This window comes from Pseudomonas sp. PDM05, from assembly GCF_014851685.1.
GTDB lineage: Bacteria > Pseudomonadota > Gammaproteobacteria > Pseudomonadales > Pseudomonadaceae > Aquipseudomonas.
The window spans coordinates 212,440-234,117 of the sequence record NZ_JACVAC010000002.1 but is presented as its reverse complement, the minus strand read 5'-3'; the positions used below and the strand labels follow the sequence as shown (position 1 = coordinate 234,117).

At 62.2% G+C, this 21,678-nt stretch carries 21 protein-coding genes; 13 read left to right on the top strand and 8 right to left on the bottom strand.

What is annotated here, in order from left to right:
- Window positions 1–9 precede the first annotated feature (9 nt).
- A complete protein-coding gene (locus IB241_RS05920) occupies window positions 10–651 on the bottom strand; it encodes a DUF1120 domain-containing protein (RefSeq protein WP_192297514.1) in 642 nt (213 codons plus the stop codon).
- Between the two features lie 183 nt (window positions 652–834).
- Window positions 835–1,467 (bottom strand): DUF1120 domain-containing protein, encoded by a 633-nt coding sequence (locus IB241_RS05915; protein ID WP_192297512.1) that lies wholly within the window; start codon window positions 1,465–1,467, stop codon window positions 835–837.
- Between the two features lie 365 nt (window positions 1,468–1,832).
- Between IB241_RS05915 and IB241_RS05910 the strand changes: the two genes are divergently transcribed.
- From IB241_RS05910 to dacB, 7 genes are all read left to right on the top strand, one after another.
- Entirely contained in the window at window positions 1,833–2,684 is an 852-nt protein-coding gene (locus IB241_RS05910) for a response regulator (protein WP_192297510.1), read from the top strand.
- Between the two features lie 197 nt (window positions 2,685–2,881).
- Window positions 2,882–3,517: a response regulator transcription factor gene (locus IB241_RS05905; protein ID WP_192297508.1), complete on the top strand. Its 636-nt coding sequence runs from the start codon at window positions 2,882–2,884 to the stop codon at window positions 3,515–3,517.
- Between the two features lie 212 nt (window positions 3,518–3,729).
- A complete protein-coding gene (locus IB241_RS05900; protein WP_192297506.1) occupies window positions 3,730–4,200 on the top strand; it encodes a nuclear transport factor 2 family protein in 471 nt (156 codons plus the stop codon).
- A 37-nt stretch (window positions 4,201–4,237) separates the two neighbouring features.
- Entirely contained in the window at window positions 4,238–4,513 is a 276-nt protein-coding gene (locus tag IB241_RS05895; RefSeq protein WP_192297505.1) for a GIY-YIG nuclease family protein, read from the top strand.
- Window positions 4,514–4,588: 75 nt separating this feature from the next.
- Entirely contained in the window at window positions 4,589–5,524 is a 936-nt protein-coding gene (locus IB241_RS05890) for a glutathione S-transferase family protein (protein WP_192297503.1), read from the top strand.
- A gap of 109 nt (window positions 5,525–5,633) precedes the next feature.
- Window positions 5,634–8,054, top strand: a complete 2,421-nt coding sequence (locus IB241_RS05885) for a TonB-dependent siderophore receptor (RefSeq protein ID WP_192297502.1) — start codon at window positions 5,634–5,636, stop codon at window positions 8,052–8,054.
- Between the two features lie 159 nt (window positions 8,055–8,213).
- Complete coding sequence (gene dacB / locus IB241_RS05880; protein WP_192297500.1) at window positions 8,214–9,644, top strand: D-alanyl-D-alanine carboxypeptidase/D-alanyl-D-alanine-endopeptidase; 1,431 nt, start codon at window positions 8,214–8,216, stop codon at window positions 9,642–9,644.
- 1 nt (window position 9,645) lies between these two features.
- On the opposite strand, the gene IB241_RS05875 is transcribed toward dacB, so the two are convergent.
- The gene (locus IB241_RS05875) at window positions 9,646–10,425 is read right to left on the bottom strand and encodes an IclR family transcriptional regulator (RefSeq protein ID WP_192297498.1); all 780 of its coding nucleotides are present in this window, start codon (window positions 10,423–10,425) and stop codon (window positions 9,646–9,648) included.
- A gap of 120 nt (window positions 10,426–10,545) precedes the next feature.
- Between IB241_RS05875 and hmgA the strand changes: the two genes are divergently transcribed.
- From hmgA to IB241_RS05855, 4 genes are all read left to right on the top strand, one after another.
- Complete coding sequence (hmgA, locus tag IB241_RS05870) at window positions 10,546–11,829, top strand: homogentisate 1,2-dioxygenase (RefSeq protein ID WP_192297497.1); 1,284 nt, start codon at window positions 10,546–10,548, stop codon at window positions 11,827–11,829.
- A 3-nt stretch (window positions 11,830–11,832) separates the two neighbouring features.
- Window positions 11,833–13,119: a fumarylacetoacetase gene (fahA, locus tag IB241_RS05865; protein ID WP_192297495.1), complete on the top strand. Its 1,287-nt coding sequence runs from the start codon at window positions 11,833–11,835 to the stop codon at window positions 13,117–13,119.
- A gap of 12 nt (window positions 13,120–13,131) precedes the next feature.
- Complete coding sequence (maiA, locus tag IB241_RS05860; RefSeq protein WP_192297493.1) at window positions 13,132–13,767, top strand: maleylacetoacetate isomerase; 636 nt, start codon at window positions 13,132–13,134, stop codon at window positions 13,765–13,767.
- Between the two features lie 139 nt (window positions 13,768–13,906).
- Window positions 13,907–15,277, top strand: a complete 1,371-nt coding sequence (locus tag IB241_RS05855; protein WP_192297491.1) for an MFS transporter — start codon at window positions 13,907–13,909, stop codon at window positions 15,275–15,277.
- Window positions 15,278–15,304: 27 nt separating this feature from the next.
- On the opposite strand, the gene IB241_RS05850 is transcribed toward IB241_RS05855, so the two are convergent.
- Window positions 15,305–16,108 carry a SirB1 family protein gene (locus IB241_RS05850; protein ID WP_192297489.1) on the bottom strand — a complete coding sequence of 268 codons (804 nt, stop codon included), beginning with the start codon at window positions 16,106–16,108 and terminating at the stop codon, window positions 15,305–15,307.
- Between the two features lie 187 nt (window positions 16,109–16,295).
- Here IB241_RS05850 and IB241_RS05845 point away from each other — a divergent pair, with 187 nt between their 5' ends.
- Window positions 16,296–17,315 (top strand): Glu/Leu/Phe/Val dehydrogenase family protein, encoded by a 1,020-nt coding sequence (locus IB241_RS05845; RefSeq protein ID WP_192297487.1) that lies wholly within the window; start codon window positions 16,296–16,298, stop codon window positions 17,313–17,315.
- 54 nt (window positions 17,316–17,369) lie between these two features.
- On the opposite strand, the gene IB241_RS05840 is transcribed toward IB241_RS05845, so the two are convergent.
- Window positions 17,370–17,630, bottom strand: a complete 261-nt coding sequence (locus IB241_RS05840) for a YebG family protein (RefSeq protein WP_003188807.1) — start codon at window positions 17,628–17,630, stop codon at window positions 17,370–17,372.
- Between the two features lie 248 nt (window positions 17,631–17,878).
- Between IB241_RS05840 and IB241_RS05835 the strand changes: the two genes are divergently transcribed.
- Window positions 17,879–18,367, top strand: coding sequence for a phosphate-starvation-inducible protein PsiE (locus tag IB241_RS05835; RefSeq protein WP_192297485.1), 489 nt, complete (start codon window positions 17,879–17,881; stop codon window positions 18,365–18,367).
- Here the strand turns inward: IB241_RS05835 and IB241_RS05830 are convergent.
- The 3 genes from IB241_RS05830 to IB241_RS05820 form a co-directional block, all read right to left on the bottom strand.
- Window positions 18,364–18,678, bottom strand: coding sequence for a DUF3509 domain-containing protein (locus IB241_RS05830; RefSeq protein ID WP_192297484.1), 315 nt, complete (start codon window positions 18,676–18,678; stop codon window positions 18,364–18,366). The genes IB241_RS05835 and IB241_RS05830 overlap by 4 nt on opposite strands.
- A gap of 270 nt (window positions 18,679–18,948) precedes the next feature.
- Window positions 18,949–20,235: a serine/threonine transporter gene (locus tag IB241_RS05825; RefSeq protein WP_192297482.1), complete on the bottom strand. Its 1,287-nt coding sequence runs from the start codon at window positions 20,233–20,235 to the stop codon at window positions 18,949–18,951.
- A gap of 60 nt (window positions 20,236–20,295) precedes the next feature.
- Window positions 20,296–21,672 (bottom strand): L-serine ammonia-lyase, encoded by a 1,377-nt coding sequence (locus IB241_RS05820; RefSeq protein WP_192297480.1) that lies wholly within the window; start codon window positions 21,670–21,672, stop codon window positions 20,296–20,298.
- Window positions 21,673–21,678 lie beyond the last annotated feature (6 nt).

Here is a 21,678-nt window from a genome sequence, read left to right as displayed (position 1 = left end):
GGACGGTGGTCAGAGGTACAGCAGGTCCAGCGAGGCACTGCCATCCAACGGCACTTCCTCGGTCAGGGTCAGGGTCCTGGCTGGCGCGATGTCGGTGGAGATGCGCAGGTCGACGGTGATGTTGCGCAGGGCGGCCGGAAAGTGAGGCCCGCTGCCGGGGATGTCAGTGAAGGCATTCAAGGCGCTGTGCGACATGTAGCTGCCCGAGGGGTTCATCAACCAGCTTTGGCCGTTGTTGAAGGAAAACAGCGGGTACAGCACAACGTCCGAAACAGGGTTGAGCACGTCAATGCCGTAGCTGCCCAACTTTTCGGTGCCGTTGATCAAGCCCAGGCCGTAGGCCCAGTTCAAGGCGGAGTAGTGGGCTGTACCAAAGCGGTTGTCCTTGCCGTTCAGCGCAAACAGGGTTGGGGCCTCACAGTTCACGCTCAGTTGCAGGTTGGCAGGCGGGAGTTCGGTGGAGCTGTTCATGGACAACTCCTTGGCCGCGATCTTGCCGTAATCGACCGTACCGTCCTGGGTCAGTGTGGGGACGCAGGCACTGGGTGTAATGCTGCCCTTGAGTGTCAGGTCCACGCCGCTGGCGGCCAGCACGCAAGGTGTAAGGCCAAGCAGGGTGGCGGCCAACAGGGTTGTGGATAAGGCTTTCATTAATGGAACTCCTTTGGAACAAGGCTCGGGCAGGGCGCTGACAGGAACCCAACATTTATTCTTGTGAGGGGGGACCCCATCGCGCCGTCATTGCCTGAGCGTCGGCGACTGTAGCGCCGCACTTGGGTGGCTGAAATGCAACTAATACGAAAGCGCTCTGCGCGGCTGAATGCCGAGCGGGCGTTAGAGGTAGCGCACTTCCAGGGTGGCCGAGCCGTCGATGGTTTGTTCGTCGGTCAGGGTCAAGTCTCGGCTGGCGGAGATGTAGGTCTCGACAACCAGGTCACTGGTCAGCTCCTTGGCGGCCTGGGGCGTCCAGACACCGCCCGAATTGCTGCCGAACGCCGCCAACCCCGTGCGATTCCAGGTGTTGGGGTATTCCCGCTCCTGCCAAGTGACACCGTCGTCCGCCGACAGGAGGGCGGTGACCCTGGTGGAGTCGGCAACGGCATCGCGCAATGCAAGCCTAAAGGCCCCCAGTTTCTCGGCGGCGTCGGTCAGGCCCAGGCCATAACCGTCCGGGGTAATGGCGGTGCCGGGGCGGTTGTCCGTGCCCTGCAGGGCAAACAGCACGGGGGCCTCGCAATTCACGCTGAGTTGCAGGGTGATCGCCGGCAGTTCGGTTTCCATGTCTTCAGTCAGGTCTTTGGCCGCCAGCTTGCCCAAATCGATGGAACCGCCCTGGCTCAGGGTTGGCGTGCAGGCGCTGGGGGTGATGAGGCCTGTTACGTTCAGGTCGACGCTGCTGGCCGCCAAAACCGAGGCGGTACTGGCCAGCAAGGCAGTGGCGACCAGGGGGTAGAAGAGAGGTTTCATGTGAAGTGAGCTCCGTGTCGTACAGGAATAGGGGGAGCTCGGGCCGTGCGTTGATGGGGGCGTGGCAGTACTCGCCCCCCTGCGCCTTCGATGGCCAGAGCGGCGGCGAATTTAGCGCCGGCTCTGGCCAGGAAACATGCAACTTTTACGAGAACGCGATCAGGGCAGGATTTTTTTGAAACGTCACGCCGTGTATGCAGGGAAAGCTGCAATGTCGTAGTTGTTGTATCGCCATCAATCATTCGTTCGGATATTTTTTTTGCGGGTAAATCACGTCAATTCATTACTTTGAATGGTGATACAGGTCCTTGCGCGAAAAAATCGAGTGAGGTCGACCGTCAGGTCGGCACCCGTCAGCCACATGCATGGCCGGCGCGCTGATCGTTTTGCGCGAGGTAGCTATGCAGCACACCAGTGCCGGTCGTGGTCCAGGCAACGCCATGTCTCCGCCGCCACATTGGCAAGCAATCCGGGTGTTGCTGGCAGACGACCACAGTGCCTACCGTTTGTTGATCGGCTCATTTCTGCAAGTGTTGGGAGTGGCTCACGAAACGGTCGAAAATGGGCAGCAAGCCCTTGAGGCGCTGGCAACGCGCCCCTTTCACCTGGTTATCAGCGACTGCCGCATGCCGGTAATGGACGGCTATGCCATGACCCTTGAACTGCGCCAGCGCGAAAGTGAAGCGTGTGCGGCGCGTATTCCCGTGATTGCCTTGACCGCCTGCCTGGACATCGCACAGATCCAGCGCTGTGTGGCGTGCGGCATGGACGACTGGATGCTCAAGCCCATCACGCTGGGGCAACTGCGAGACATGCTGTTGTACTGGTTGCCTGCCCCTGAAACGTATCGGCAGCAGGGCAGGCGAGCGGCCAACTTGTCACGCCTGCACGGCAGGTATCCAACGCGGGCGAGCCTGATTGCCACCTTCGGTTTCTGGGAAGTTGTCGAACCCCTGCTGTTTTGCCTGATTCAAGAAGCCCACGACGATCTGGCGGCACTGGATAGTGCACGAAACGCTTTCGATGCAGCCCTGACCACCCACCATTTGCATCGGCTGGTCGGTGGTGTGGCATTTTTAGGCGATACCGGCCTTGAGCAGCGGGCGATGCATCTGATCGAGCGGGTACGACGCACGGGTGTTGCGGCGAACAGGTCGTTGCTTGAGCGTTTCAATGGGGACATCGAGCGCTACCTGCTGTATTTGGCTGATTTGTGATTTTTTACATAGATATGTAAGACTTTTAATTATTGTTTGTAGGGTGTTTCTGTAAGTTAATTCTTTTTATTTTGTAGGCGTAAGTTGGTGCCGTGTGAACAAGGGTTAGGACCCGCAACTTGTACGAGATCGCCTGTTGTTGTGTAAGTCTTGTCGATGTATTTTGAAATACTCAAATTGCCATCATGGAAAGAACGATGCTTCGGATAATTATTGCCGACGATCACCCGATTGTTCGTGTTGGGCAGAAAGTGGTGATCGAGGCCAGTGGTCTGTGCAAAGTTGTCGGTGAGGCCAATGGTCCTGACCAACTGTTGGCGTTGGTGGCGAGTACGCCGTGCGAGGTGATTGTTACCGATTTCGCTATGCCGGGTGACCAGCAGGCCGACGGCTTTGGCTTGCTGGGTTTGTTGCAGCGCCAATACCCGACGTTGCCAGTGATTCTGGTGACCATGTTTGCCAACGTTGCCACCCTGAGGGCGGCGTTCAGCCATGGTGCCCGGGCGATTGTGGCCAAGAGCGCTTCGGCGAGGGAGTTGCCGTTGGCCTTGAAGGCGGTCATCAATGGGCGCACCTTCGTCAGTGAATGCCTGCGTGCCCAAATGGACCTGGCCGGCAGCGCGAAAAACGACCAGCCTCCGCAATTGTCCGGCAAAGAACGGGAGGTGGTGCGAATGCTGGCCAGTGGCATGACTGTCAGCCAGATTGCTGCACAGGTGAATCGCAGTATCTCCACGATCAGTAAACAGAAAAGTACGGCGATGTTGCGACTGTGCATCTCCACTGATGTGGACTTATATGCCTATGCACGGGAAAGTGGCATGGTGCCCTGACTGTTAATGAACGACTTGCATACTTAAGTCGAACATAAACGTTCTGCGCCCTCGGTTGTATTACTTGCACTCACGCTTGACGGTTCATTGTTGTGAGTTGCAACGCCATGGCCGTCGCGGTACAGCCCGTATTTTCCTGGCGAATAGCCATGGCTTTCCAGCGTCCCGCGGATTATCGTTCTGCACCCCTGACGTTCCCGCGGAGCCTGCCCATGAGTGATGCCCACACCGCCCTGATCACCCGTTTCTACCAGGCATTCCAGCGCCTGGACGCCGAAGCCATGGCCGCCTGCTACACCGATGATGTGGTGTTCAGCGACCCAGCCTTTGGCGAACTGCGTGGGCGCGATGCCGGCGATATGTGGCGCATGCTCACCACCCGCGCCAAAGACTTCTCGCTGACCTTCGACAACGTGCGCAGCGATGACCGCAGCGGCGGCGCGCATTGGGTCGCCACCTATTTGTTCAGCGCCACCGGCAACACCGTGGTCAACGACATCCAGGCGCGCTTTGTGTTTCGCGACGGCAAGATCTGCGAACACCACGACAGTTTCGACCTGTGGCGCTGGTCGCGTCAGGCACTGGGCACCAAAGGCCTGTTGCTCGGCTGGACGCCGCTGGTGAAAAACGCCGTGCGTACCCAGGCATTGCGTGGTTTGAAGGCATTCCAGGCCAGTCGTTGATAAGCTTGGCGCTCTTCCGGTTTTGCTGAACTGACCTGTGACTGATCCTTCTGAACCCAAACCCTGGTTTGTCTACCTGGTTCGCGCCGCGAATGGCTCGCTGTATTGCGGCATCAGCAATGACCCGGTACGCCGTTTTGCCATGCACCAGAGCGGCAAGGGCGCGCGGTTTTTCCTGTCCAGCCCGGCCGTGGCGCTGGTGTACACCGAAAGGTGCGCAAACAAAGGCGAGGCACTGCGCCAGGAGAGGCTGATCAAGAAATTGAAGAAGAGCGCCAAGGAGTGCCTTGCGGCGAGCGCTCCATTGATTTGACTGATGGGTTCCCATCGCCCCCCTGCGCATTTTTGCAGGCTAAGCTAGGCGTTCACTTCTCGAGCGGAGCCCGGTATGTCTGAGCTGATCCTGCACCACTACCCGCAATCCCCCTTCGCTGAAAAAGCCCGCCTGCTGCTGGGCTTCAAGGGCCTGTCGTGGCACTCGGTGCTGATTCCGCCGGTGATGCCCAAGCCGGACCTCACCGCGCTCACCGGGGGCTATCGCAAGACGCCGGTGCTGCAAGTGGGGGCCGATATCTACTGCGACACCGCCCTGATCGCCCGTCGCCTGGAGCAGGAAAAAGCCGCCCCGGCGCTGTTCCCCCAAGGCCAGGAAATCATCACCCAGGGCTTTGCCGCCTGGGCGGACTCGGTGGTGTTTTCCCATGCCGTGGCGCTGGTGTTCCAACCGCAATCCCTGGCAGTGAAATTTGCCAAGGTACCGCCAGAGATGCTCCAGGTGCTGGTGGCCGACCGCGGCAAGTTGTTCAGCGGCGGCACCGCAGCCCGGGTGCAGTTGGACCAGGCCCTGCACCAATGGCCGGCGATTGCCGGGCGCATCGAGCAGCAGTTGCAGCACCAGGCGGGGGATTTCCTGTTTGGCGAGCCGTCGATTGCCGACATCGCCCTGGCCCACCCGTTGTGGTTCCTCAAAGGCTCGTCGGTGACGGCGCCGTTGGTGGACGCCTATCCGGCCATGGCCGCCTGGCTGGAGCGGGTGCTGAGCTTCGAACACGGCACGGCCACCCAGATGAGTGCCGCCCAAGCCCTGGAGATTGCGCATAACGCGACCCCAGCCGCGCTGCCGGATGAGCAGTTCGATGACTTGAACGGCTTCAAGGCTGGTCAGCAGGTGGCTATCAGTGCCACCGACTATGGCACCGACCCGGTCGTCGGTGAGCTGCTTTTCGCTGGCCGCGAAGAACTGATCCTACGCCGCACCGATGAACGCGCTGGCACCGTGCATGTGCATTTCCCACGCCTGGGTTTCCGCATCCAGGCGCAATAACTGAAAATATTTTGCAAAAGATGTGAGGTAAACCTGCGGCCCATCCGTGTAGTGCTTGAAACTGCGATCAATTCGCATTAACAGCGTTTTCTACACGGGTTCTCACAGCATGAAGTCGACGGCGGGCGGTTTGGTTAAACAATGGCTGGGAGCCTCGGTATTGGCAGTCTCGGGGTTGGCCTTGCTGCCCCTGTGCGTGGCGCAGGCGCAAGAGCAACAAAGCACCCAGTTCACCTTTGCCCTGGCAGCCAAGCCGCTGCCGCAGGCGCTGAGCGATTTCAGCCGGGTCACCGGGATCAGTGTGATCTACACGGATGAAGCGCCCTACGGCCTCAGCGCCCCAGCGGTCAGCGGGCAGATGAGCGCGACCCAGGCCCTGCAACGCCTGCTCGGCCACTCCGGTTTCACCTTCCGCCAGATCGACGCCCGCACCCTGGCCCTGGAACCCGCGCCGACCGAAGGCGCAGTCAACCTGGGCGCCACCACCATCAGCGGTGTCGGCCAGCAGACCCAGGACAGCACCAGCTACCAGCCGCCGCCCACCAGCTCGGTGATGCGCTCGCGCGGCCTGCTGCTGGAAACCCCGCAAACCGTCAACGTCGTGCCCGCCCAAGTGCTGCGCGACCAGACCCCGCGCAACCTGGATGACGCCCTGGGCAATATCAGCGGCATCACCCAGGCCAACACCCTTGCCAGCACCCAGGACGCCGTGATGTTGCGCGGCTTTGGCGACAACCGTAACGGCTCGATCATGCGCGACGGCATGCCGGTGGTGCAGGGCCGTGCGCTGAACGCCACCGCCGAGCGCGTCGAAGTGCTCAAGGGCCCGGCGTCGTTGCTGTACGGCATCCAGGACCCGGGCGGCGTGGTCAACATCGTCAGCAAAAAGCCGGAACTGGTGCAATCCACCGCCCTGACGGTGCGCGGCTCCACCTTCGGCGATGGCAAGAACGGCAGCGGCGGCAGCCTCGACACCACCGGCCCGATTGGCGACAGCGGCCTGGCCTATCGGCTGATCGTCGACCATGAAGACGAAGACTACTGGCGCAACTTCGGCACCCACCGCGAGACGCTGGTGGCGCCGTCCCTGGCCTGGTACGGCGACAACACCAAATTGCTGTTCGCCTACGAGCACCGCGAGTTTCTCTCGCCGTTCGACCGCGGCACCGCCATCGACAAGTCCAACCACCCGCTGGACATCCCGTCCACCCGCCGGCTGGACGAGCCCTTCAACAACATGGAAGGCCGTTCCGACCTGTACCGCTTTGAAGCCGACCACGACCTGAACGACGACTGGAAGGCCCACTTCGGCTACAGCTGGAACCGCGAAACCTACGACGCCAGCCAGGTACGCGTCAGCGCCGTGGCTACCAACGGCGCACTGACGCGCAGGATGGACGGCACCAAAGGCGCGATCACCACCGACCGCTTCACCACCGCCAGCCTCGAAGGCAAGGTCAATGTGTTTGGCCTGCAGAACGACCTGGTGTTCGGCATGGACGACGAGTATCGCAAGGTCTACCGCGCCGACCTGATCCGCCAGAATTCGCGCAGCTCGTTCAACTACTACAACCCGGTCTACGGCAATGAAGTCGCGGGCACTAACGTCAGCGCCGCCGACAGCGCCCAGACCGACCTGCTGCGCAGCGACTCGCTGTTCTTCCAGGACGCGATCCACCTCACCGACCAGTGGATCTTCGTCGCCGGTGCGCGCTACCAGATGTACGACCAGTACGCCGGCAAAGGCGTGCCGTTCAAGGCCAACACCAACGGCAATGGCCAGGCCTGGGTGCCGCGTGCGGGCCTGGTGTATCGCTACACCGATGAGTTGTCGTTCTATGGCAGCTACACCGAGTCGTTCAAGCCCAACTCCACCATCGCCGCCCTGGCCGATGGCAGCACCTTGACCGGCGACCTGACGCCAGAGCGATCCAAGTCGTGGGAGCTGGGGGCCAAGCTCGACATTCCTGGGCGCATCACCGCCAGTGCGGCGCTGTTCAATATCGACAAGCGCAACGTGCTGGTGTCGTCGGAAGTGGCGGGAAGCACCATCTATAGCCTGGCTGGCCAGGTGCGCTCCCGTGGCCTGGAACTGGACGCCAGCGGCCAGTTGACCGACCAATGGAGCCTGATCGGCAGCTACGCCTATACCGACGCCAGGGACACCAAGGACAAAGATCCGACCCTGGAAGGCAACCGCCTGCAAAACGTCGCCAAGCACACCGGCTCGCTGTCGGTGGCCTACGACTTCGGCAGCATTTTCGGTGGCGACCAGTTGCGCGTGGGCACAGGTGCACGCTACGTCGGCGAGCGCGCAGGTGACGCGGCCAACGACTTCACCTTGCCGGGCTACACCGTGGCGGATGCGTTTGCCACCTACGACACCAAGATCGACGGGCAGAAGGTCAAGTTCCAGCTCAACGTGAAGAACCTGTTCGACCGCACCTACTACAGCTCGGCGGCCAGCCGCCTGTTTGTGTCGATTGGTGATGCGCGGCAGGTGTCGGTGTCCAGCACGTTGGCTTTCTAGACCCGGCCCCTGTGGCAAAGGCGCTTTGCGCAGCAGTCCTCGTCTTTCCAAGTAAAGAGCGGCGGCCGCTGCGCGACCTGACGGCAGCAGGCTCCCTCGCCACAAGGGAAGCGAGCTGGTAGCGTGGCCGCACTGATTTTTCGCGGAAACACCTCACTGATGCCATTTGGAAAGTTGATCTACACCAGCGCACTTCTGTTGTTACTCAGCGGTTGCGCCAGCGTTTCGCAAACCACTTCCCTCGACCAACTCCTGGCCGACCCGGCGCTGCACGGCGCCACGGTGTCGCTGACGGTGCGTGATGCCCGCAGTGGCAACATGCTCTATCAGCACAACCCGCGCACACGGCTGGTGCCGGCCTCCAACCTCAAGTTGTTGACCACGGCGGCGGCGATGGATGTGCTGGGCCCGCAATACCGTTTTGCCACGCAACTGTTGAGCAATGGCACCCGGCAGGGCGAGCGCCTGAGCGGCAATCTCTACCTGCGCGGCCTGGGCGACCCGACCCTGCAGTGGGCCGACTATCAGGCCCTGGCCGCGCAATTGGCCAGCCAGGGCATCCGCCAGGTGCAGGGCGACCTGGTGTTCGACGACAGCTGGTTTGATGCCGAGCGCTTGGGGGTCGACTGGTCCCACGATGACGAAAGCACCTACTACGGCGCGCAGATTTCGGCGCTGACCGTGTCACCCAATGCTGACTTTGATGCAGGCACCGTGCTGGTCACGGCCAAGGCGCCGGTGCGGGTCGGCCAGCCGGTGGGCGTGGAGATTTTCCCTCCCACCGACTACCTGCAACTGAGCAATCGCGCGGTCAGCGGGCCAGGCAACAGCTATGGCATCAACCGTCGCCACGGCACCAACCTGCTGCAGCTCAGCGGTGCGCTGGCGCCGGGTAAACAGAGCAAGCAACTGCTCAGTGTCTGGGAACCGACGCAATTGGTCGCCAACCTGTTCGAGCAGGCCCTGGCGCAGCAGGGCATCAGTGTGGTCGGGCGTCGCGTGATCGGTGGTGCAACCCCGGCCACGGCGAGCGTGCTGGCCGAGCATCAGTCCGCGCCTTTGCAGGCGCTGATCACGCCGTTGCTCAAGCTGTCGAACAACAACATGTCCGAAGCCTTGCTCAAGGCCATGGGGCGCAAGACCGCGAATGCCGGGACTGCGGCGGCAGGCGTGGCGGCGGTGGCGGGTTTCATGCAGCGCCAGGGGCTGGATACGACGATGTTGAGGCAAGTGGACGGCTCTGGCCTGTCGCGGCTGAACCTGGTGTCTTCGCAAACCCTCACCGACCTGTTGCTGGTCGCGAGCAAACAACCGTGGTTCGACGCCTGGTACAACGCGCTGCCGATTGCCGGCAACCGCGAGCGCATGACCGGCGGCAGCCTGCGCTGGCGCCTGCGCAAGACCCCGGCGGCAGATAACCTGCACGCCAAGACCGGCTCCATGGCCGGCGTCTCTTCGTTGGGTGGCTACATCACCGACGCCCACGGGCGCCGCCTGGTGTTCTCGATGATCAGCAATAATTACCTGGCCAGCGGCGCGCAGGTGAAGGCCCTGGAAAACCGCGTCGCGCTGACCTTGGCCAACTGGTGACTCAGGGCTGATAGCCCATGCGCCAACTCACGGCCCGGGTCGCGGCCAGCAAGTGCTGCGCCGCCGGGCCGTCTTCATCGGCGTGGAACAGCGAGGTGGGACCGACCACGGTCATCACCGCCGCCACTTGCCCGACGGCGTTGAACACCGGCGCCGACAGTGCATCCACACCCGGCATCAGCAAGCCATGCACAAAGTGCAGGCCACGGGCGCGGATCTGCTCGCACGTGGTCGCGTAGGCCTGATCGTCGGCCAGGGCGTGGGCGATACCGGCCTGGATCTCCCGTTCACGCAACTCCACGGTTTCCCGCGAGGGCAGGAAGGCGCTGAAGACCAATCCGGTGGACGAACTGAGCAGCGGCAACACTGAGCCCAGTTGCGTCACCACCGTCACCGCACGCACCGCCGGTTCGATATGCACCACGGTCGCGCCCTGGTTGCCCCATACCGCCAGGAAGCAGGTTTCATTCAGCTCATCGCGCAGTTCCGCCAGGGGCAGGGCGCCGACTTTCAACACGTCCATGCTGCCCAGCGCCGCCAGGCCCACGCGCAACGCTTCGCGGCCGAGACCGTAATGGTTGGTGGCGGTGTTCTGTTCGGCAAACCCCGAGGCGATCAACGCCTGAAGATAACGATGCACCTTGCTGGCCGGCATTTGCACATGTTCGGCCAGGCGCGACAGCGACGTGGCCGGCGACAGTTCGGCCAGGGCCTTGAGGATGTCGGTGCCCACTTCGGCCGAGCGGACTTTCTGTTTGCCTGTGTCGCGGGGCTTTTCCATGGGGGAGCGGGAATCCGAGAGATGAATGGGCGTCTTTATAGCTTGACGGTCGATAGTGATCAAATTACGTTATGCGTAACTGGATTACGATAAAAACAACTTCCGTACAGAGGATGATCCATGAACCTCGAATACCTCTCGGGCTTCGGCAATGAATTCGCCAGCGAAGCCCTGCCCGGCGCATTGCCGGTCGGCCAGAACTCCCCGCAAAAAGCGCCCTACGGGCTGTACACCGAACTCTTCTCCGGTACGGCCTTCACTATGGTGCGCAGCGAAGCCCGGCGTACCTGGCTGTACCGCATCCAGCCGTCGGCCAATCACCCGGCGTTCGTCAAGTTGGAGCGCCAGCTCGCCGGCGGACCGCTGGGCGCGGTGACGCCAAACCGGTTGCGTTGGAACCCGTTGGATATTCCCGCTGAACCGACGGACTTTATCGACGGCCTTGTCGGCATGGTCGCCAACTCCGGGTCGGAAAAACCCGCAGGCATCAGCATTTACAACTATTGCGCCAACCGCTCGATGGAACGGGTGTTCTTCAATGCCGATGGCGAACTGCTGATCGTCCCCGAGCAGGGCCGCCTGCGCATTGCCACCGAACTGGGCGTGCTGGACGTTGAGCCGCTGGAGATCGCCGTACTGCCACGCGGCCTGAAATTCCGCGTCGAACTGCTGGATGCCCAAGCCCGCGGCTACGCCGCCGAGAACCATGGCGCACCCCTGCGTCTGCCGGACCTGGGCCCCATCGGCAGCAATGGCCTGGCCAACCCGCGTGACTTCCTCACGCCCGTCGCGCATTACGAGAACCTGCAGCAACCGACCACCCTGGTGCAGAAATTCCTCGGCGAACTGTGGGGCTGTGAGCTCGACCACTCGCCGCTCAATGTGGTCGCCTGGCACGGCAACAATGTGCCGTACAAATACGACCTGCGCCGTTTCAACACCATCGGCACCGTCAGCTTCGATCACCCCGACCCGTCGATCTTCACCGTGCTGACCTCGCCCACCAGCGTGCACGGCCTGGCCAACCTCGACTTCGTGATCTTCCCGCCGCGCTGGATGGTGGCCGAGAACACCTTCCGGCCGCCGTGGTTCCATCGCAACCTGATGAACGAATACATGGGCCTGATCCAGGGGGCCTACGACGCCAAGGCCGAAGGCTTCCTGCCCGGCGGCGCGTCACTGCACAGCTGCATGAGCGCCCACGGCCCGGACGGCGAAACCTGCACCAAGGCGATCAACGTCGAGCTGGCGCCGCACAAGATCGATAACACCATGGCCTTCATGTTCGAGACCAGCCAAGTGCTGCGCCCGACCCAATTCGCCCTGGACTGCCCGCAACTGCAACCCTCTTATGACGCGTGCTGGGCCTCGCTGCCCGTCACCTTCAACCCGAACCGGAGATAACCCATGACTCAGCCCACCACGACCCGCAGCTGGGTAGCCTCCGCCAACGGTCACGCCGATTTCCCATTGCAAAACCTGCCCCTGGGCATCTTCAGCCACAACGGCTCGGCGCCGCGCAGTGGCGTGGCGATTGGCGATGCGATCCTGGACCTGCACGCGGCCATCGACGCGTTCGAAGGCGAAGCCCGGCGTGCCGTCGAAGCCACGGCCGGTGGCCAGTTGAACGACTTTTTCGCACTGGGTCGCGGCGCGCGCGTGGCCCTGCGCGAGCGCCTGCTGGAACTGCTCGCCGAAGGCAGCCCGCTGCAAGCGCGAGAGGCCCAGGTGCTGCATCGCGCCGCCGATTGCCAGATGCACCTGCCAGCGAAAATCAGCGATTACACCGACTTCTACGTCGGCATCGAACACGCGCAGAACGTTGGCAAACTGTTCCGTCCGGATAACCCATTGCTGCCCAACTACAAGTACGTGCCGATTGGCTACCACGGTCGCGCCTCGACCGTTCGCCCCTCCGGTACGGACGTGCGCCGCCCCAAAGGCCAGACGCTGCCGGCCGGCCAGACCGAACCGAGCTTCGGCCCCTGTGCACGCCTGGACTACGAGCTGGAGCTGGGCATCTGGATCGGCCAGGGCAATGCCATGGGCGACTCGATTGCGATTGGCGACGCGGCCGAGCATATCGCCGGTTTCTGCCTGCTCAACGACTGGTCGGCGCGGGACATCCAGGCCTGGGAATACCAGCCGCTGGGGCCATTCCTGTCGAAAAGCTTCATCACTACCGTCTCGCCGTGGGTCGTCACCGCCGAAGCCCTGGCGCCGTTCCGCAAGGCACAACCGGCGCGGCCTGAAGGCGACCCGCAACCGCTGCCGTACCTGCTGGATAAACGCGACCAGGCGGCGGGTGCGCTGGACATCGAACTGGAAGTGCTGCTGACCACCGCCGCCATGCGCGAGCAGAACCTGCCGGCCCAGCGCCTGGCCCTGAGCAACAGCTTGCATATGTACTGGACCGTCGCCCAGTTGGTGGCGCATCACAGCGTCAACGGTTGCCAATTGCAGCCCGGTGACCTGTTTGGTTCGGGCACCTTGTCCGGGCCGCAGGAAGGCCAGTTTGGCAGCCTGCTGGAAATGACCGAGGGCGGTAAAAAGGTGGTCGAGTTGCCTTCCGGCGAAGTGCGCAAGTTTCTTGAAGACGGTGACGAAATCATCCTGCGCGCCCGCTGCAACCGCGAAGGGTTTGCCTCCATCGGCTTCGGCGAGTGCCGTGGCACGGTGGTCGCCGCACGTTAAGAGGGCAGGGCGATGGAACTCTATACCTACTACCGCTCCACCGCGTCGTACCGGGTGCGCATCGCCCTGGCGCTCAAGGGCCTGGATTTTCGTGCGGTGCCGGTCAACCTGCTGGTGCCGGCCGGTGGCGCGAACCGCCAGCCCGAGTACCTGGCGATCAACCCGCAGGGCCGCGTGCCTGCCCTGCGCACCGATGACGGCGAGCTGTTGATCCAGTCACCGGCGATCATCGAGTACCTCGACGAACGTTATCCACAGGCGCCGCTGCTTTCCAAAGACCTGGCAACCCGCGCCCACGAACGCGCGGTGGCGTCGATCATTGGCTGCGATATTCATCCGTTGCACAACTCCAGCACCCAGAACCTGCTGCGCCAGTGGGGGCATGACGAAGCGCAACTGCTGGAATGGATCGGCCATTGGATCAGCCAGGGCCTGGGCGCGGTGGAACAGTTGATTGGCGACACAGGGTTTTGCTTTGGGGAGCAGCCAGGCATGGCGGATGCGTTTCTGATTCCGCAGCTGTATGCGGCGGAGCGCTTCAAGGTGCCGTTGGCGGCGTATCCGCGTATCGGCCGGGTGGCGGCGTTGGCGGCGCAGCATCCGGCCTTTATTCAGGCGCACCCCGCCAATCAACCTGACACCCCCTAAATACAAATGTGGCAGCTGGCTTGCCTGCGATAGCGGAGCACCCGTGCCAGATGAGTTGCCTGACACGCCGCCATCGCAGGCAAGCCAGCTCCCACAGTTTGATCAGCGTCATCCGTATAAAAATAATAGGTACCTTGCGATGCACAATCAGATTGCCAGCTTTCGCGCGGCACTCGACGCCCGTCCGGTGTCGCGCTATCAGTGGTTGATTCTTCTGTTGCTGGCGCTGTTGCTGGTGACCGATGGTTACGACGCCCAGGTCCTGGGTTACGTGGTGCCAGCGCTGGCCAAGGATTGGGGGCTGGAAAAAGCGGCCTTCGGCCCGGTGTTCAGCGCCAACCTGTTGGGGCTGACGTTGGGCTCGCTGCTGGTTACGCCGCTGGCGGACCGCTTTGGCGTGCGCCGCATCCTGCTCGGCTGCGTGCTGATCTACGCCAGCCTCACGCTGCTGATGGTGTTCGCCCACTCACTGACCAGCTTGATGGCGGCACGCTTTATCTGCGGCATCGGCATGGGCGGCGCCATGCCGAGCGCCATGGCGTTGATGTCGGACTACTCGCCACCGCGCCTGCGCACCTTGATGGTGACGTTGGCTGCGTGCGGCTTTTCGTTCGGCGGTGCGGCGGGTGGGTTTGTGGCCGCCGGGTTTATCGACGGCTTCGGCTGGCAGGCGGTGTTTCTTGCCGGTGGCGTGACGCCGTTGCTGCTGTTCCCGTTCCTCGTGTGGTTGCTGCCGGAGTCGCTGCCGCGCTTGCTGCGGGATGCGCCGCCGTATGCGCGTTTGCACGATGTCAGCACGCACATGGTGCCCGGCTGGCAAGCGCCGCTGGCGGCTGCGGCAGACAGCCCGCAGGCGCAGGGCGGCCAACTGACGGTAGTGGAGCTGTTCCGCAACGGCTATGCGCGCCCGACGCTGCTGATCTGGGCAACGTTTTTTGTCAGCCTGATCCTGTTGTATTTCATGATCAGCTGGCTGCCGTCGCTGCTGCTGGAAAGTGGGCTGGCCCTCAAGCAAGCCAACCTGGTGACCTCGATGTTCCTGTTTGCCGGCACCCTTGGCGCCATCGGCATGGCCTGGTTCGCCGACCGCCTGAAAAGCAAAGTGCGCCTGTTGTCCGGGGTATTGGCGGCGGCCGCGCTGTGCACGATCCTGCTGGGCTTGAATCACGACAATCCGCGCTACCTGGTGGCGTGCGTGTTTGCCGCCGGGTTCTGCATTATCGGCGGGCAACTGACGCTTAATGCTTTCGCCAGCAACTTCTACCCGGCCCACGTGCGCGCCACCGGCACGGGGTGGGCGTTGGGTGTGGGTCGGTTTGGCTCGATCCTGGGGCCGCTGTTCGGCAGCCTGTTGCTGGCGATGCATATCCCGGTGCAGCAGATTTTCTTCTTCTGTGCGATTCCGGCGGTGATGGCGGCGCTCTTGATCATCCAAGTGAGATCACCGGGCTCAAGTGGGCCTGTGAGTCCATTGCATGGCGACATTCTAAAAGCGCCGGCCAATCGCTGATGCGCCGCAGCTTCCACAATTTGATGCTCAGTGCACCACTGAGTTAGGCGGCAAATGGCCCAATCGCTCGGTCAAGCGCAGGCGTTGGATCGGGTCCTCACTGAGCATCAACGCGTGCTCCAGATCAAAACGCTCGGCGTTCGGGCAATCCAGGCGCTGATACAAACTGGCCCGCGCCAGGTAATCGGCGGCGCTGGCATTGCCCAGTTCCAGTACACGTTCGGCATCCACCAGGGCGGCCAGCGGCGCGTCATTGGCCAGGTGCAGTTGGCGCAGGTTGCGTGACAGACGTTGCAGGATCGAACGTGGGTCGGCGCTGTGCAGGTGGTCGGCCTGCAACTTGAGGTTGGGGCCGTATTGGCGTTGCAGCAGTTCGCGGCAATCGTTGGGGTACAGGCGCCGGCCGCCGCAGGGGTCCAGCAGGTGATCGGCGCCGGGTACCCGCAGCAGGAAGTGTCCGGGGAAATTCACGCCGACCATCGGGATGTGCAGACGTCGCGCCAGCTCCAGCGCGATCAACCCCATGGCCAGCGGCTGCCCGCGTTTGCGTTGCAAGACTTTGTCCAGCAAGGCCGCGGCGGGGCGTAGCGGGGTGAAGTCGTCCTGGGCGAAGCCCAGGTCGTTCAGGCGGCGCAGCAGCGGCTGGCCCAGTTCATCCGCCGGCAGCATGGGCATGCCTACGCTGACTTGCTGTTGCAGCAACGTCAGCTCTTGCAGGATCACCAACGGCTGCACCGTGGAGTCGTGCTCGGCGGCAATCCACAGCGCCGCTTCAAACAGCGCAGGGGGGGAGCGTTCCAGGCAGGCGAAAAAGGCTTTGCGGGGATTCATTGCATTCTCCGGCGGATGTCCCCGTTTTAGCCTTGCTGGGAATTTTCGTCCAGTGGCTTGAGATATATCCCACTTGCTTATGTCGCGCGACCTACAAAAACGGGCGGCTTATTCCAGCGTATTCCGGCAGTTTTCCACCGCAAGCCTATACTTGGGCCACTACCAGAAGTGATTCGGGAGCTTGACGATGTTTGCTCTCATGCACAGCACCCGCCTTGAATCGCTGCACTTGAGCGTCGACCCGGTTACCGGGCTGAAGGCGGTCATCGCCATCCACAACAGCCGTCTCGGGCCCGCCCTGGGTGGCTGTCGCTACCTCTCCTACCCCGACGACGAAAGTGCCGTGGCGGATGCCGCGCGCCTGGCCCAGGGCATGAGCTACAAGGCCGCCCTGGCTGGCTTGCCGGTGGGCGGCGGCACGGCGGTGATTGTCCGCCCAGTGCACGTGGAAAGCCGCGCCGCGTTGTTCGAAGCCTTTGGCCGCTGCCTCGAAAAACTCGACGGGCGCTTCATCACCGCCATCGACAGTGGCACCTCGGTGGCCGACATGGACTGCATCGCCCAGCACACCCGTTTCGTCACCAGCACCACGGCGGCGGGCGACCCTTCGTCCCATACTGCCATGGGCGTATTCACCGGTATCCGCGCCACCGCCATGGCGCGCCTGGGCAGTGACAACCTCGAAGGCCTGCGCGTGGCCGTGCAGGGCCTGGGCAACGTCGGTTACGCGCTGGCCGAGCAACTGCACGCCGCGGGTGCCGAGCTGCTGGTGAGCGACATCGACCATGGCAAGGTGCAGTTGGCCATGGAGCAATTGGGCGCGCACCCCATCGCCAACGATGCATTGCTCAGCACCCCCTGCGACATCCTGGCCCCCTGCGGCCTGGGCGCCGTATTCAACCGCCAGAGCGTCGGCCAACTGCGCTGCGCCGCCGTCGCCGGTTCCGCCAGCGCGCAACTGACCCACCTGGACAACGCCGATCAGCTGGAAGCACGGGGCATCCTCTACGCCCCCGACTACGTGATCAACTCCGGCGGCTTGATCTACGTCGCGCTCAAGCACCGCGGCGCCGAACTGCCCACCATCACCGCGCACCTGTCGAACATTGGCACCCGCCTGACGGAAATCTACGCCCACGCCCAAGCCGAAAAACGCTCCCCCGCCAGGGTGGCGGACGAACTGGCCGAACGCCTGCTGTACCGCTAGCCAGATATTAAAAAGGCCCTGAATCAATGATTCAGGGCCTGTTCAATTCGGGCTTTATTCTGCCGCGGGGTTCAGCAACTCGGACAGTGCATCCGGTTGGCTCTTGAACGCCTTGGCAAACACATCGCGGTTCTTCGCCATGTAGATCCCGGCTTCCTCAACCTGCTGCTCGCTCAACGACGGCACGGCTTTTTGCAGCACTTCTGCGAGCAACTCAGCGAGTTCAAGCATCTTGTCATGACGGTCAGCTTCGGCTTTATCCATGAACAAACGCTCCAGATCTCGGCTGCTGCGGTATACCACTTCGACGGCCATTCACCACCTCACATGCCTTCACGATAGTTGTCTTTTGCGACTACTGTATTTATATACAGCGAAAAGGGTAAGCCAAACCGTGGGGTTTGGGTAGCAGTTTTTTAATGTAGCCCGTAAATACAGGTTGAGCGTGCCTCATGTCACCCCGCCATCATCTTATACACGCCGCTGGCCTTTTTTCTGCATGCAGAACAACCGTCACGTCCAACCCGCATTATCCGGTCGAACCGACCTAAGGAAGCATCATCGTGAAAATCAACTGGGCCGAAAGGCTGCGCCAGAACGTGCATGGGCTGGCGGAATCCCTGGGTAATCTGTTTGTGGAGTCGTTCCACTACCTGGCGTTGTTCGCCATTGGTGCGGTGACGGCCTGGGCGGCGGTGATGGAATTTCTGGGGATGCTGGAGAACGGGCATATCAAGATCGATGACATCTTGCTGCTGTTCATCTACCTGGAATTGGGCGCGATGGTCGGGATTTACTTCAAGACCAACCACATGCCCGTGCGCTTCCTGATCTACGTGGCGATCACCGCGCTGACACGCCTTCTGATCTCCAACGTGTCCCACCACAACCCGCCTGACGTAGGCATCATCTACCTGTGCGGTGGGATTCTGCTGTTGGCCTTCTCGATTCTGGTGGTGCGCTACGCCTCGTCGGCGTTCCCTTCGGTGAAAGTCGAAGGGCCGCGGCGCAAGGGCGAGGCGAGCCTGGAGACCGAGAAGGGTGAGCTTTAAAGCCCGACGCTGAAGGGCAGGGCGCGGCTGGGTGGTCGCTGCAACAGTTTGTGATCGCCATCCGTCATCACCGCCAGGATCTCCATGGCGCTGTGGCCCTGCTCGATGGCGATGCCGAATTGGATGCTTTGCACCAGGCGTTTGAGGCGCTGTGGATCGTTGCGTTGTTCGGCGCTGATCATGCGCTTGGCCACCACGCCCGACTCATTCGAGAGGGTGAGCATGATGCTGCCATCCAGCCGCTGGATGCTGAGGTTGACGCGGTATTCGGGGGTGAAGGTGTCGGTGATGATCTGAAAAGGATTGTCCATGGTGCGTACCGCCTGATAAGAACATGCAGTCATTGACGACCGGTGTCGGGATTAGTTCGCATCTCCTGACCACCGGCCATTTCCCTTGTGATCTGTACAGCAAGCGCCGTGCCGTACAGCGATCCCCCTGGCAATGAGACCCCCATGTGGGAGCGGGGTTGCTCGCGAATGCGGTGGATCAACCAGGTATTCATTGGCTGGTCCACCACATTCGCGAGCAAGTCCGCTCCCACATTGAGTCAGTGTTGTTCTTCAGGTGTGTGCGTTGTTTCAGGGCAGTACCGAGAAAACGATCGCAGACAGCGCAATCAGGCCGAGTACGACCACAAACACATTCGACACCTGGCCCGAATACTGGCGCAGCGATGGCACGCGGCGAATCGCATACATCGGCATCAGGAACAGCAGGCACGCGATGATCGGCCCGCCCATGGTTTCGATCATGCCCAGGATGCTCGGGTTGAAGGTGGCCACGGCCCAGCAGGTCAGCACCATGAACAGCGCGGTGCTGCGTTCCAGCCATTTGGCCGACATCGAACGGTTACGCCCGCGCAGCGATTTGACGATCAAACCTTGAAAACCTTCGCTGGCGCCGATGTAGTGGCCGAGGAACGATTTGGTGATGGCCACCAGCGCGATCAACGGCGCGGCATAGGCGATCACCGGGGTCTGGAAGTGGTTGGCCAGGTACGACAGGATCGAGATGTTCTGCGCCTTGGCGGCCGCCAGGTCGGCCGGCGACAGGGCCAGCACGCAGCTGAAGCAGAAGAACATCACCGTCAGCACCATCATGCCGTGGGCGGTGGCGAGGATGCCGCTGCTTTTGCGCTCGGCCTGCGGGCCATACACGCGTTTCTGGTCGACGGCGAACGCGGAGATGATCGGCGAGTGGTTGAAGGAAAACACCATCACCGGAATTGCCAGCCACAGGGTCTTGAAGAACAGCGGTAGGGGCATGCCCTCACTGGCTGAGGCGAAGAATGCGCCGTTCCAGTTGGGGATCAGGCTGAATGCCAGCAACAACAGGGCGGCGACGAACGGATACACCAGCACGCTCATGGCCTTGACGATCACGCCCTGGCCGCAACGCACAATCGCCATCAGGCCGAGGATCAGCACCAGCGACAGGATCGCCCGGGGCGGCGGGGCGATGTGCAGTTGGTGTTCCATAAAACTGCTCAGCGTGTTGGTCAGCGCCACGCTGTACACCAGCAGGATCGGGAAGATCGCAAAGAAATACAGCAAGGTGATCAGTTTGCCCGCGCCGACGCCGAAGTGTTCTTCGACCACTTCGGTGATGTCGCCGGATTTGCCCGACAGCACAAAGCGCGTCAGCCCACGGTGGGCGAAGAAAGTCATCGGGAAAGCCAGCAGCGCCAGCACGATCAGCGGCCAGAAGCCGCCCACGCCGGCGTTGATCGGCAGGAACAGCGTGCCGGCACCGATGGCGGTGCCGTAGAGGCCGAGCATCCAGGTGGTGTCGTGTTTGGTCCAGCCTTTGCTCACGGTTGTTTCAATTACAGGATTTTCGGCAGCAGGTGTACGTACATCGGTCATCGTTATTGCCTCGTTATTATTTTTGCGCGGGCTCACGTTGGGACGGTCAGGGAATGCTCCTCAGCATTCCACCCAGCTCACGGCCAGGCCGCCCCGTGAAGTTTCTTTGTATTTGTCATGCATATCGGCGCCGGTATCGCGCATGGTGCGGATCACCCGGTCGAGGGAGATGAAGTGTTTGCCGTCGCCGCGCAGGGCCATCTGCGTGGCGTTGATCGCCTTGACGGCGGCAATCGCATTGCGCTCGATGCACGGCACTTGGACCAGCCCGCCGACGGGGTCGCAGGTCAGGCCAAGGTTGTGTTCCAGGCCGATCTCGGCAGCGTTTTCCAGCTGTTCGGGCGTGGCGCCGAGGACATCGGCCAAGCCGGCCGCGGCCATGGCGCAGGCTGAACCGACTTCGCCCTGGCAGCCGACTTCGGCGCCGGAGATCGAGGCGTTTTTCTTGCACAAAATGCCGACAGCGGCGGCCGCCAGGAAGAAATTCACCACGTCGTCGTCGGACGCATCGGCATTGAACTTCATGTAGTAATGCAGCACCGCCGGGATAATCCCCGCCGCGCCATTGGTCGGCGCGGTGACCATGCGCCCGCCGGCGGCGTTTTCTTCGTTGACGGCGAGGGCGAACAGGTTGACCCATTCCATCGCCGACAAGGTCGACGTGATCACATTCGGTTTGCCGATTTCCAACAGGCTGCGGTGCAATTTCGCCGCTCGGCGCGGAACATCCAGGCCGCCAGGCAAGATGCCTTCATCGCGCAGGCCTTGTTCCACGCATTCGCGCATCACCGACCAGATATGCAGCAGGCCGCTGCGGATCTGCTCATCGCTGCGCCATGCGCGTTCGTTGGCCATCATCAGCTCGGAAACCCGCAGGCCGTGCTTGTTGCACAGCGCCAGCAGTTCGACGGCGCTGGAAAAGTCGTAGGGCAATTGCACATCGCTGGTCGGCGCAATGCCCGATTCGGCCTCAGCCGCTTCGATAATGAAACCGCCGCCCACCGAGTAGTAGGTTTGTTCGCTCAACAGGCCGTTGTCGCCATAGGCGTGCAGGGACATGGCGTTGGGATGGTAGGGCAGGCTTTCGTCCAGCAGCAGGAGATCACTTTGCCAGTTGAAGGCAATTTCCTGTTGGCCTGCGAGCAGCAGTCGACCGGACTCGCGCAGGTGCTGGATACGTGCATTGATCGACGTGGGATCGACGCGATCGGGCCACTCGCCCATCAAGCCCATCACACAGGCGCGGTCGGTGGCATGGCCGATACCTGTGGCGGACAGTGAGCCGTACAGGCGCACTTCGACGCGGCGGGTGTCGCTCAGCAGATGGTGGTCGAGCAGTGCCTGGGCGAAGGTCGCCGCCGCACGCATCGGACCAACGGTGTGGGAGCTGGACGGGCCGATGCCCACCTTGAATAGATCAAAAACACTGATAGCCATGCTAAA

Bases quoted from the DNA above. Each gene is read 5' to 3' on its own strand.
- IB241_RS05920 (WP_192297514.1), bottom strand. From the start codon at position 651: ATGAAAGCCTTATCCACAACCCTGTTGGCCGCCACCCTGCTTGGCCTT.
- IB241_RS05915 (WP_192297512.1), bottom strand. From the start codon at position 1,467: ATGAAACCTCTCTTCTACCCCCTGGTCGCCACTGCCTTGCTGGCCAGT.
- IB241_RS05910 (WP_192297510.1), top strand. From the start codon at position 1,833: ATGGCCGGCGCGCTGATCGTTTTGCGCGAGGTAGCTATGCAGCACACC.
- IB241_RS05905 (WP_192297508.1), top strand. From the start codon at position 2,882: ATGCTTCGGATAATTATTGCCGACGATCACCCGATTGTTCGTGTTGGG.
- IB241_RS05900 (WP_192297506.1), top strand. From the start codon at position 3,730: ATGAGTGATGCCCACACCGCCCTGATCACCCGTTTCTACCAGGCATTC.
- IB241_RS05890 (WP_192297503.1), top strand. From the start codon at position 4,589: ATGTCTGAGCTGATCCTGCACCACTACCCGCAATCCCCCTTCGCTGAA.
- IB241_RS05885 (WP_192297502.1), top strand. From the start codon at position 5,634: ATGAAGTCGACGGCGGGCGGTTTGGTTAAACAATGGCTGGGAGCCTCG.
- dacB (WP_192297500.1), top strand. From the start codon at position 8,214: ATGCCATTTGGAAAGTTGATCTACACCAGCGCACTTCTGTTGTTACTC.
- IB241_RS05875 (WP_192297498.1), bottom strand. From the start codon at position 10,425: ATGGAAAAGCCCCGCGACACAGGCAAACAGAAAGTCCGCTCGGCCGAA.
- hmgA (WP_192297497.1), top strand. From the start codon at position 10,546: ATGAACCTCGAATACCTCTCGGGCTTCGGCAATGAATTCGCCAGCGAA.
- fahA (WP_192297495.1), top strand. From the start codon at position 11,833: ATGACTCAGCCCACCACGACCCGCAGCTGGGTAGCCTCCGCCAACGGT.
- maiA (WP_192297493.1), top strand. From the start codon at position 13,132: ATGGAACTCTATACCTACTACCGCTCCACCGCGTCGTACCGGGTGCGC.
- IB241_RS05855 (WP_192297491.1), top strand. From the start codon at position 13,907: ATGCACAATCAGATTGCCAGCTTTCGCGCGGCACTCGACGCCCGTCCG.
- IB241_RS05850 (WP_192297489.1), bottom strand. From the start codon at position 16,108: ATGAATCCCCGCAAAGCCTTTTTCGCCTGCCTGGAACGCTCCCCCCCT.
- IB241_RS05845 (WP_192297487.1), top strand. From the start codon at position 16,296: ATGTTTGCTCTCATGCACAGCACCCGCCTTGAATCGCTGCACTTGAGC.
- IB241_RS05840 (WP_003188807.1), bottom strand. From the start codon at position 17,630: ATGGCCGTCGAAGTGGTATACCGCAGCAGCCGAGATCTGGAGCGTTTG.
- IB241_RS05830 (WP_192297484.1), bottom strand. From the start codon at position 18,678: ATGGACAATCCTTTTCAGATCATCACCGACACCTTCACCCCCGAATAC.
- IB241_RS05825 (WP_192297482.1), bottom strand. From the start codon at position 20,235: ATGACCGATGTACGTACACCTGCTGCCGAAAATCCTGTAATTGAAACA.
- IB241_RS05820 (WP_192297480.1), bottom strand. From the start codon at position 21,672: ATGGCTATCAGTGTTTTTGATCTATTCAAGGTGGGCATCGGCCCGTCC.